The organism is Burkholderia sp. PR2 (genome assembly GCF_052372875.1).
GTDB classification, from domain to species: domain Bacteria; phylum Pseudomonadota; class Gammaproteobacteria; order Burkholderiales; family Burkholderiaceae; genus Burkholderia; species Burkholderia diffusa.
In genome coordinates this window covers 1,326,796-1,338,836 of the sequence record NZ_JBQRWH010000004.1, presented here as the reverse complement: position 1 = coordinate 1,338,836, position 12,041 = coordinate 1,326,796, and the positions used below count along the sequence as shown (strand labels likewise).

The following is a 12,041-nucleotide window of genomic DNA, read 5'->3' as shown; positions in this document are numbered from 1 at the left end:
GCGACGCGCCGGCGCGCCCGTTGGCGCCGGTTGCCGGAACCGGATGATTAGGTCGGTGACTGCAAATGCTGGCGGGAATTTAGCACGGTCGTTCTAAAACAACAATGGCGAGTCACCCCGACGGTGAATCGAGGCGATGGCGGCATGGGAAGGTCGGTCGATGCGGGGCTGTCCCGGCAATTGATGCGAGTCAGAAGCGTAAGCCCCCGTTCGGTGGCAATCTCGACCAGACGGGCATACGCAACATCGGGCTTGCGACGTGTACGTGTCGGAGAAGTACCTTGACTCATTGTCTTCAGAACTGGGCAGTCACCTGAAAACCAAGCGTCACTCGCGCGATCGGAAAGCCCGACGGCTTGTAGACAGGCGTACCGGCGAAGAGATCGTCCGCATATCCGCCGTGGTGACCGTCAGATCGTGACCGTCGATCAGGCTGACGTTGTTGGTCGCCGCAATCGTTGCCATCTTCGCCATCTTCTATATTTCGCCCCTTCTCGAAAAAATACGAGACAACACGCGACAGCACCATACGAAATAAATTACAAATAATGGACCGCCAAAGTAAATCAGCACCATGTCTTCATTCAACTCAAATAAATGCCGAATCAACTCCGAGATCAAAAATGTCCAAAATACACCAGTCCCAAAGGCAATCAATACAGTCGCGAGCCAGTGGCAAATTTTTCCGAAAACGCTTTCATTCATTGACGACTAGACTCGATCTCTTTAGGTACATCACTGTAAACCGCAACTCCACTTGCCCCAACCCCGGACAGCATCAATGACAAATTTACTCCCGGACAGGGCATTTTTGCGAGTGGAAGCAGCTTAACGTTGTTGTACGCGGGAACCAGCGTATGCCGAAGATGCGTGATCGATAGCGGCTCAGTAGCGACGCATCGCAACCATTCGGTGCGGGCAGCGCGAACAACTTCCAAGAGTTCATCGCGCGAAACCGGCCGGCCGCTTCGCCACGCCGAGTTCGGGGGCAAATCGACGCGGCGGGTCTTGGGCCCACGCCGCCGAGAATTTGCCGGCCAGTGGCTCGCCAAGCGAAACGGGAATGCCGTCGACGTCGAAAAATAACGCTGCCGGCGACAACGCGGAAACTGGCGGGAGCGGACGGTTCGGCATATTGCGCACATCGCTTTCAACTAATACTCAAGATCAGGAGTGGTCATCCTTTTCGTATGTTTTCTTTGCCTTACGCCAAGCCGAGCCGCCAAATGGTTTGATTTTTAGCATATGTGCACGACTTGCAAACCCTCCGATAAGCGCTAGACCAAATCCCATGATGGCAACCGCTCCGCCTAAGATCGTAGGGGGAATAAATTTGAACGCACAGAACATCAACGCAAACCCCACGACGATGAATGCCAATCTCACCCAATCAGGAAAATTCCCATCTTCGATGATTTTAATTTTTCGCACCCTTGCCTCCATTGGTCGAGATGCTATTTGACACGGCTTGCCAATATGAGTTTATCCAACTTTGGACTTTTGCCACGCCATGATCATTATTTAACGTGTTTCCATTCGCATTAACGACAGGCCCAATAATAGGATATTTCCCTGAAACGTAATTAGACAGGATATTAACCCCACCACCGACCCGATACTGCCCGATATTTGGACTCAGTGCCTGCCCTACAGCGTCCGCACCCACCCCAACCACAGTGGTCGCATACGATATCCCTGCAAATGTCGGGGCGAGTGGTGTAGGTGCCGAGACTAAAGCACCAGTGGTAGCTCCGAGCCATCCAGCGGTTATCGACGTAGCCGAGGCCAAGTCGCCTGTCGTCGACCTTATGTAGTTCCAATCTGATTGGTTCGGTAGTCGAGTGAAAGGACCAGTCAACGTGAAATTGTAATCAGAGTTCGCTGACCGATCGTACCTGAACTGGCTAGGCACTTGGCCGGGCGTCGCTGAGTCTGTGTTTGCCAAGATATACGATTGCAATTCAGGATTATTGGGAGCCGTTTTATGCGTCAGAACCATTTGGCCATCTGCCGTCGGCTTTCCTCCAATCCACTGTGCGCCCAAGTCAGTTGGCGTCTCTCCTACGAGGGTAACTGGCGCTTCCGACTCATGGCTGCCGTTTACCGATACACCCATGATACGCATCTGATCTTCGATCTGCGCCTGCGTATATTTTCCCTTGCTTTTCTCGGCCAACTGCTTTGCGAGCGCTTTTTCTTGCGGATGCAACTGGCGATTGAACCGATTCACTCTCCCAGTGCTTCATTGCTGTTAGGACTTGTCCTGCGTGTCGTCCTTCACTTCGTAGCTCTTGCGCGCCTTTTTGTAGCTGTTATCGAACGGTTTGATTTTAAGCAGTCTTGCCTGGCTAGTCATTCCACCAACTATCGCCAGCCCAAAACCAAAACACACCATCAGAACGCTAACAATTGATGGAGGGCCGTACTTCAAGAAACCGAACATGATCGCAACACCAATTAACACCATCGCCACACTCACGGGGCGCGAAAAATTCCCATCTACAATAATCTTCATTTTGATTTATCTCCGCCAATCAAACGACCCCACGATGAGTTCACAAAATCCTGAATAGCAGTATAAGCACCGCTATTCGAAAAATAATTAACCGTTGCGTTAAACGCCGGAGCCAACAGAGGATATTTATCGGTCAACACTTTATTCCCAACCACATTCGCCACGTTGTACGTCAGATACCCCCCAATGTTGGGGCTAACCAGTTGCGACACCCCATCTGCCGCAACTCCAGTCGCCGTTGCCACAAGCGCAACAGTTCCAAATGCCGGCGCGTATGGTGAAGGTGCTGCGGCAAATGTACTCGCGGAGGATGCAATCCATCCCGCCGTCAACGACGTGGCCGAGGCCAAGCTAGAAGACGTTGATTGAATCGAATTTACATCTGACTGGTCAAACTTCGTAAACGGTCCCGTCATGTTGTATGACCCGCCACCGCCCGTGAGTGCATAGGTGAATTGGCTCGGCACTCCCCCCGGGGAAGCTATGTTGTAGTTCGCCAGAATATACGACTGCAATTCGGGGTTCGCCTGCGCGGTGATCTGCGTCAGGATCGGCTTCCCGTCCGCCGTGGTCCCTCCCGAAATCCAGCGTGCCCCGGAGTCGGTCGGCATCTGACCGACCAGCGTTGCCGGTGCGCCCGATTCGCTCGCCCCATTGACGCTAATGCCCATGACGCGCATCTGGTCTTCAATCTGCGCCTGCGTATATTTTCCGCCGCTCCTGTCGGCCAGCTGTTTCGCCAACGTCTTTTCTTCCTGATGCAACTGCCGATTGAACCGATCCACGGCCGCCGACGTCAACACACCCGTGCCGCCACCGGCGAGCGCACCGGCGCCGCCCGCCAGCAGATTCGAGGTTACGTTACCCAGCAGTTCGTCGACGTCCTTGTTGCCGGTCAGCCCCGCATCCTTGATCGACTGCGCAATCTCGGTCAACTCCGGCGCGACCTTCGCCGACACGCCTGCGCCTGCCGCGCCGCCCGCCGCACCCCAACCGCCCGCAGTCAAGCCACCCGTCAGCGCACCGCCGGCGATATGCAAGGCAACGCGGTTGTCACCACCTTCGGCCCAGTTCTTCGCATCCTGCATGTATTGCGCCTTGAGCGCCGGATCATCGGTCGCGGCGGCCGCGTCGCGTGCGGCTTGTTCCTTCTTGTCCGCATAATTGCCGATCTGCTTGGCGATCGTCTCGGATGCCGCCGTCGCGGCGTTCATCAAATCCGACTGCTTGTTCAGCACGTTTTGCAGATCGGGCGTCTTGCTGACCGTGCCGTTTAGGTTCGACGTATCACGATTGAGCGTCGCCACATCCTGTTTCTGGTTCGCCTGATCCGTGATCGTGATGCCGCCATTGCTGATCGCGCTCTTTGTCGTCGCGTTACTGCTGCCGCTTTCGCTCACATACAGCGGTAACGCACCACCCGTATTCTTCCCGCTAGTCTGGCCGTGCGTCGCGTAGTTGCTGCCCCCATCACCCACACCACCACCAGCACTGATCCCGAAACTGCTCGCGTTGTAGCTCGAGCTATTCTGAATATCCGAGAACGACAACGTCCCCGTCGTCAGCTGATTCTTGTCCGGCGTCGCCGTGCTCGCGATATACGCCCCCTTCAGGTCCGTATTGCCCTTCACGTTGATGTCGAATCCACCCTCCCCGGCCTGAATGCCCGCCTGCTCGTTCACGCCGGCATAGTTACCGCTCGCATGGCCGTTCTGCATGCTGACGCTGGCGCTCGCACCGCCCTGGCTGATGCTGAACCCGCCGCCCGAACTGCTCTGGTGGGCCTCGCTACGGCTCGTATCCTGCACCGACGCGAGATTCAAATTGCCGCCCACGTCCGCGATCACTTTGTTCGCATTGACATTCGCACCGACGATATTGGTGTCACCGCCGCTGATGATCGTCGCGGTGTTGCTCGCATTGATGTGTGTATTGTTCTGCGTCGCCGCATCCGAATTCGCATCGCCGTGCGCGCGCGACATCGACGCCGAGACGCCGAATCCGCCGGTGCCATACGACACGCCCACGCTCGCGCTCTTCGACTCGTTCGTGCTGCGCGTGCTGTCGGTATCCGTGCTGTTGACCAGATTGATCTTGTTCGTCGCCTGCAGCAGCACGTCCTTCGCGTTCACGTCCGATCCCTGGATCGTCACGTTCCCTTGGCCCGCGTTCTTGTCACCCATCGCGACGAATGCCGCCGTGCCGCCCGACTTCACGCTGCTGCCGTTGTTCTGCCTGCCGTCCTCGGTGAACGTCGTCTTGCTGTGCGAAGAACCGAAACTCAACTCCACCTTCGCCTCGACCTTGCCCTTCGGATCGTTCAGCGCCTTGGTCATATTGCCGGTCGCGCCGACCAGATCAGCCATGCCGCCGGCCGCGGCAATCGCATGCAGCGCTGCCGCCCGTCCGTCCTGACTACCGCCCGCGCCCTGCGCCTGCTGATTCACGTTCTGGATCGCATCGATGACAGGCGACTTCACTGCCAGCGTGAAACCCGAACTCTTCACCTCGTGGGTTTCTTCGTGATGGCGATCCGTCTGCGACGCATCGATCGTCACTTCCTTCGCGATGCCCGTCACGTCCTTGCTCGCGACAATGTCGGAGCCCGTCACGTGGAGTTTGTTTCCCGCTACCATCGACACGCTGCCGTCGGTGCTTCCGATCAGGCTGCCCTGCGAACCCTTCACCGTGTCGCGGCTGGTATCGATGGTCTGATTCGTACCGTACGAAATCCCGGCGCCCGCGCTGCCGAGGCCCGACTTCTTCACGTCCTTGTAGTGATATTCGCTCGAGGCCGTGTCCGCCGTCGTCACCGTCAGATCGTGACCGGCCGTCAGGCTGACGTCGTTAGTCGCCGCAATCGTTGCCGCCTTTGCCGTCAGGTCATTGCCTGCTTGCACCGAGACACTGTTACCCGACAACGTCGTGCCCACCGCATTGGTGTAACTGCTCGAATCGATCATGTGCGTCGATTTCGACGACAGGAAGCCGTTTTCCTTGCGATAGTGCTCGTCGTTCGCGCTCGCGCTCTGTTCACCGGCATTCAGATTCACATCGTGCCCGGCGCTGATGCCAATCGCACCCTGCGCATTCACGTAAGCTGCCGTCGCATTCACGTCATGGCCAGCCGCAATCGCCAAGTTGCCGCCCGTTGCGATCTGCGTGCCCGTGTCGCTCGACGCCGAGTGTTCGGCGTGATTGCGGGCGTCCCACTTCACCGCGTCCTGACTGCTCTGGCGAATCGCGTTCAGATTGACGTCGTTGTTCGCGGCCAGCACTGCATCGCCGGTCGTCGCAATTACAGCCGCGTTGGCGTTCAGGTCCCGACCGGCAGTTGCCTGAAGCGTACCCGCATTGACCGTCGATACACGATCGATGCCGGTCGCGCTGCCATTCGCCGCCTTCGCCGAACTGGTCGTGCTCGTCAGGTTGAGGTCGCGGCCAGCGGACAGCGCTACGGTATTGCCTTGAATCAACCCGCCGAGATTATTGAGGTCCTGGTTCGCACTCGCGAGCACAGTGCCACCCGACACAGTGCCGCTGTTGTCGATCGAATCGGCATGAATGATCGTGACGTTGCGGCTAGCGATCGTGCCCGAGTTCTTGTACGCGCCGTCGGCATCGACCGTGACGTTCTTGCCGGAGATGATCGTGCCTTCGCCTGTCACGTCCGCCGCGTTCGCGTGCAGATACACCTGCGGCACCAACACCGTCTGCTGACTACCGTTCGGCAATGTCACCGTCTGATTCACGAGCCACACGATGTCGCTCGTCAGTGCGGCCATTTGCGCGTCGGTCAGCGCCGTGCCGACATTCAGCCCGAACTGCTGCGACGCCTTCACGCCATTGGCCATCAGCGCTTCGTATTCGCTCTGATTGTCCGTATAGTCGCCAATGAAACGCTGGCCGGTCGTCTGAATGATCTGTTGCTGAATCAGTTGCTGCTCGTAGAAGCCATCGCCGATGCGCTTGAGGACCGTATTGGGGTCAACCTTGAGCGCATCCAGCATCGTGTCGCTGGACAACCACTTCTTGTAATCGGTAAAGCGCGGGTCTGTCTCGATCAGGAAGTGGCTGCCCGGGTCGCTCGCCACCTGATACAGCGCGTTGTTGGGCAAACGCGTGTTCGGCGTGACCGTGCGCACGACCACATCGCCGACATTGGCCTTCACGGCCGATACGGTCCCGACGCCGACGCCCGACACATCCGAGCCGACCAGTACTTGCCCGCCAACGTCCTTGCCCGCTACTGGCGTCACGCCGGTACCGCTCGCACCTTGCGCAGCGGACGTCGCCGCCGCCACGCTCTTGATCGGATTGGACGGTTTGCCCGGATCGGTCAGCACGACCGGCAGATCGATCGTTTGTGACGGAATAGCCGGCGAGTAGTTGGTCGTCGAGGTCGCGCGTTCGTCACCGCTGAAGGCGCCGCCGGACTGGACCCACGTATAGATCGCCTTGCCCGAGCCCGTGAACGTTTCAGTACCGGTCGCACCGATGTTCTGCACGTTCATCGGATTGTTGCCGTCACCGGCCACAATCTGGCTCTTGTCGTTGACGCCGGAGGGCGTGTTGATCGTGATATGACGGCCAGCGGTGATCGTGCCGGGTTGCGACGCCGTTACCACGTCCTTGGTCGATTTCACGTCGACCGTATAGACGGTGTAGGTCTGTACAAGCCGGCTCCGGACGTCCGCGTTATAGCCGACGAGCACCTGATCCAGCTTCTGGTAAGCGGCGACCGTGGCGTTGTACCACTGCTGGAACGGGGCGCATGCTGCATTCGTTGACGTCAGGCACGAAGGGCTCGGCCGACCGAAGGGATCCGGTTTTGCCCCCGTTACGTCAGCTTCAGTGGGGGGCTTGATGGCAAACCAGTCACTACCGACGTTGTTTCTACCGGCAAACGAACCTGCAATCGCCGACATCCAGAACGGTCCGGATGTGGTCCATGCCGGATTTGCGTCGGGCGGCGGCGTCACACCGAACGTCGTCCAGATGTCAGCCGGCACAGTTCGATACGCGCCAGTCTGAGACGCCCAAGCTCCCGTACCGAAATTGCTTGCGGGATACGCCGTGTTATCGATCTTGCCCGCCACCCCGTTCATCGTGTACTTCGCGTACTCGGCAAACGGATATTTGGTCGACGGCAGCAGAATGAATTTCTGGTCGTCGTCCAGCGCCCACTGGTAATCCGTGCCCGGATGGATTTCCTGGCTGTTCTTCTGGTACAGGTAAACGGTCGACGGGTCGATCTTTTCGGTCGAACCCGGCACCTGGTACCACAACTGGTTGCCGCTGTCGGTCGTGACCGTCGAGGTCTGGAAGTTCGAATTCAGATTCTCGAACCGGTTTGCGCTGATCGTGATGTCGCGACCGGCGTCGATCTGCGCGCCGTTGTTCGTCACGGTCTGCGCAGCACCGGTTGCCTGATGGTTCGCGTCCAGCGCGCCGCCAACACGAATGTCGTTGCTCGCGTAAATCAGCGCGTTGTTCTGGTTCTTGAACGTCTGGGCACCAATGTCGAGATCCCCGCGAGAAGCGATCACGCCACCGACACCCTGGGTATTCTGGTCATTGACAACCGTGTTCGCGCCCACCGCGACCGTGTCGCCGTAAATCCGGCCACCGGCATTCGTGATCGTGTCACCTGCCGTCACCGTCGTTGTGCCACCATCGATCAGGCCTTCGTTCGTCATCGACTGGTTCGCGTGAACGTTGGTCGCGTTGCCACCGAAAATCTCGCCCGTCGCACGGTTCTGGATCGAATTCGCGCTCACATTGGCAACATTGCCGGCCGACAGTGTGCCGCTGTTGTCGAGCGTGCCGCCGGCCATGGTCGTCAGATCATGACCCGCTACGATCTGGCCGGTGTTGGTCAGATCGCCTTGCGTCGTTACGTTGACGTCGCCCGCCGATTGGAGCTTGCCGTCGTTGTTCAGCGTACCGGTCGAGACCGTCAGTTGCTGACCGCCATTGATGTCGCCCCGGCTGTTGACCAGCGTATTCGATGCCGTCAACGTTGCCGAGCCTTTCGACTGGATGCTGCCCGACGTGTTGTCGATGATCGGTGCGGTGAGCTTCGCACCCTTGTCTGCTCGAATCGATCCGGACGTATTGTCGATCGCCTGGTTGGCGTCAAGGGTGACGCTTGCGCCTTCCATTCCTGCAGTCAGTCCCGGCACGCCTGCGGTCGTCGGCAGCGTTGAATTGGCAGTCTGCGCGTTGCGGATCGTATCGCCCGTCACCGACAGCGTGCCGCTCGCGTGCATGGCCCCACGCGTGTTGTCGACCGTCGTACCGGACACCGTTACATCGCTGTTGCCGCCTATCTGGCCGGCCACGTTCGACACCGTCCCGGCGCTTCGTATGGTCAGTGCGCCGTTCGCCACGAGCGAACCTGCATCGTTCGTCACGGATGCGGCGTTGACGGTTGCCGCACCGCTCGACGAAATCGCACCACCTGCGTTGCTCAGCGCCCCCGTCGTCAGCGCGACGCCTTTACCGAGAACCTGACCACCCGTGGATTGCCCTGCCAGTACGCCATTGTCGAACGTCTGGCCGTGCGTATCGATGTCAACCGCTCCCGTTGCCTGCACCAACCCCGACCGGTTATCGAACGCCCCCGATCGACTCGACAGCGATTGGCTTGCCGCCACGTTGCCGAGCGTGTTGTCGATCGCCCCCTGTCCGGACGCGAGCGTGACGTTCGCCCCCGTGATCGTACCGCCCGAGTTCAGCAGGCCCGAATTGGTCAGGGTCGTGTCACCCGACGCCAGCAGCTTGCCCCCTGCATTGTCCGTCGTACCGGATGTCGCCACCGACAACGCACCGGAGACGGAGCCGATGGTGCCACCGTGGTTCGTAACGGTCTGCGCGGCCACGGTCGTGTCGTGTGTCGTCGCGATCGTGCCGCCTGCATTCGTCAATGCGCCTGCAACATTGAGCTTCGCTGCATCCGCTGAGACCGCGCCTTGCGAATTGTCGAACGCACCGGCCTGCGTGTTCAGCGTGCCAGCCGCGGCAATCTTGCCCTGGGTATTGTCGAGTGCCTGCGAGACGGTCAGCGCCATGTCGCCGCTGGATGTGCCGATCTGGCCTGCTCGGTTACTGAGCGTGGCGGCTGTCACCGACAGCCCGGTCGCTCCAACCAGCTTGCCGCCATCGTTCGACACCGTGCGCGTTGCGGTCAACGACAACGCATCCGACGATGACCCAATCTGACCGCCCGCATTGACGAGATCCCCCGTCTGGATTTGTGCACCGCGCACGGCCGTCATACTGCCGTTCGAGTTGTCGGTCGTGTCACTTGCAACGATGAGCGCATTGGCCGAACTCACCGTACCGCCGGTGTTCGTCAGAGACTTCGTCACACGCAGCGTCGTGTCGCCGGCGGCCGATCCGATCGCGCCTGCCGCATTGCCAACGCTGTTTGCCGTCACCGACAGACCATTGCCACCGACTATCGCGCCGGACTGATTCGAGACGGCGCCCGTCGCCGTCACGGTCAGCATATCGGTGGTGCCGATCTTGCCGCCCGTATTGACGACATCGGTCGCCGTGATCTGTGCGGCGTGTGCGCTAACCGATCCAGCCGAGTTGTCGAGATGAGTCGTGTGAATCGACAGATCGTTACCGGACGCAACCTTGCCGTTTGCGTTGTTCAGCGATTGCGTGACGTCGAGCGAGGTATTGCCCGCCACGGAGCCGATCTGGCCCTGTGCGTTGGAAACCGCATTCGCCGTCAGCGTGAGACCATTTCCACCCGCGATCTTCCCGTTGGCGTTCGACACGTTCCCCGTCGCCGTCAATGTCAACGCGCCCGTCGACGTGCCGATCTCGCCCGCCACGTTCGTGAGGTCGGTTGCAGCGATCTGCGCCGTGCGCGCAGTCATTTGCCCCTGCGTATTGTCGAGTGCGCCAGCCGAGTTCAGGGACAGCGCGTCCGCCGCCAACGTCCCGGACCGGTTCGAAACCGATTGCGCGGCCACGTTCGCGACGCTGTGCGAACTGATGGTGCCGGAATTGTTGATCAGTTGTCCCGCACTCAGCGTCACGTTCTGTCCGCTCATCGTGCCGGCGACATTCGACAACGTGCCATTCGTCGTGACGTTGACCGCGCTGGCCGCGTTCACGGTTCCCTGATCGAGCGTAACGTCGTTTGCGAACAGATTGACGTTATCGCCCGCTGCCAGCGTGCCGCTGCTCGTCACATTCGCGGCGCGTGCCGTGACGGAGCCACCGCCAACGAGATTGCCTGCGGAATCCACACCCGCGTATGCCTGCCCGCTGTTGTTGAACGATGTGGCGGCTGTGAGGTTCGTGTTGCCGCCCGACGAAATCGTTCCGGCGTTCGACAGTGCCTGGGACGCGTTCAGATCGGTGGCCTGCGTACTGACAATCGTGCCTTGCTGGGCGACGTTGGCGCCATCGATCCGAGTGTTCGCGGCCGACTGAATACGCGCCGTCGGCGCGATCGTCACATCGCCGTTGTTCGACACTTGAATATCGCCAGTCAGTGAAGTGACGGAACCGGCGTCTCGCACACCCACGCCGGCCTCCGTCCCGATCATCCGGACGCTATTGGCAAACATGCTTCCCAACGCTTGCACGTCGATCGCGACGCCCGGCGCGGCACCGGTACCGGTCTGTGCCTGCGCGGTGTTGCTCGCATAGTCGACCCGGTTCGCCCCCGCCACTGCATTGATCGAATCCGCCCACACCTGGCCGTTGATCGTCATCGCGCGAGCGATCAAGTCGATCGCACTGCCATGCGCATCGAGCCCGGCACCGGCAATGCCGATCTGCCCCTGCGTCACGTTGAAACCTGCCAACGTGCCGTCCGGATTGAAAGTCGGCACGCCGGTCGTCAGCGTGACACGCGGAACATTCAGAAAGCCGCAACCGGCACAGGTGATGCCGGCCGGGTTGGCGATCACGAGATTCGCGCGATTGCCCGCGATCTCGGTCGGCCCGAGCAGTTGACTGGGGTTACCCGACGTGACCTGGTTGACGATCACACGCGCAGCGTTGTTGCCGAGGAATGGATTGCCTTGAACCCAGCCAGCGAGCTGCGTCTGCGAATTCTGGCCGCTGTTGACCAGCACCGCCCCCTTCGTCCCGACGTTGTACTGCGTAAAGTTGTTCAGCGAGACGCCGTTCTTCGGTGCAGTAATGTTGACGAGCGGTACGCCCGATGCCGACACCCCGACGACCGGATGAGTCGGACCGCTTCGATCGGGCGTGATCGGCAGCGTTGCCTGCGCTTCGGCAACGAGCGGCTGCATGCCGAACGTACAGAGTGCGGCAAACGCGGTTGCGCGTGCCGCAAACCAGATCGAGATTCCGGAATCCACCGACATAGGTCGAGTGGCTGGCCGCACGCGAGCGCGTTCACCGCCCCCGTGCGCCGATGCGTATTCGTCAACCGCTACCAGCATGCCGCGAACGGCACTGAAGACCAAACGAAAGATTCCGGAATTCATGATCGTTTTATTCTTGAATGCATGTCAGGCCGGCCTTCCAC

Annotated in this window: 4 protein-coding genes and 1 pseudogene; all 5 read right to left on the bottom strand. The window is 59.7% G+C overall.

Annotated features, from left to right (window positions below; all coding sequences use genetic code 11):
- Positions 1-295 precede the first annotated feature (295 nt).
- Positions 296-400 (bottom strand): annotated as a pseudogene (locus ACT2FV_RS23470) (peptide transporter); the annotation flags it as partial.
- 767 nt (positions 401-1,167) lie between these two features.
- Positions 1,168-1,431 (bottom strand): hypothetical protein, encoded by a 264-nt coding sequence (locus ACT2FV_RS23465; RefSeq protein ID WP_244112033.1) that lies wholly within the window; start codon positions 1,429-1,431, stop codon positions 1,168-1,170.
- Complete coding sequence (locus tag ACT2FV_RS23460) at positions 1,418-2,230, bottom strand: hypothetical protein (RefSeq protein WP_444504906.1); 813 nt, start codon at positions 2,228-2,230, stop codon at positions 1,418-1,420. The genes ACT2FV_RS23465 and ACT2FV_RS23460 overlap by 14 nt, the downstream gene beginning before the upstream one ends.
- A gap of 21 nt (positions 2,231-2,251) precedes the next feature.
- The gene (locus ACT2FV_RS23455) at positions 2,252-2,515 is read right to left on the bottom strand and encodes a hypothetical protein (protein WP_174910645.1); all 264 of its coding nucleotides are present in this window, start codon (positions 2,513-2,515) and stop codon (positions 2,252-2,254) included.
- Positions 2,512-12,000, bottom strand: a complete 9,489-nt coding sequence (locus tag ACT2FV_RS23450) for a two-partner secretion domain-containing protein (RefSeq protein ID WP_444504905.1) — start codon at positions 11,998-12,000, stop codon at positions 2,512-2,514. The genes ACT2FV_RS23455 and ACT2FV_RS23450 overlap by 4 nt, the downstream gene beginning before the upstream one ends.
- Between the last annotated feature and the right edge of the window lie 41 nt (positions 12,001-12,041).

Coding starts and splice junctions, on each gene's coding strand:
- ACT2FV_RS23455 (WP_174910645.1), bottom strand. CDS start 2,515: ATGAAGATTATTGTAGATGGGAATTTTTCGCGCCCCGTGAGTGTGGCG.
- ACT2FV_RS23450 (WP_444504905.1), bottom strand. CDS start 12,000: ATGAATTCCGGAATCTTTCGTTTGGTCTTCAGTGCCGTTCGCGGCATG.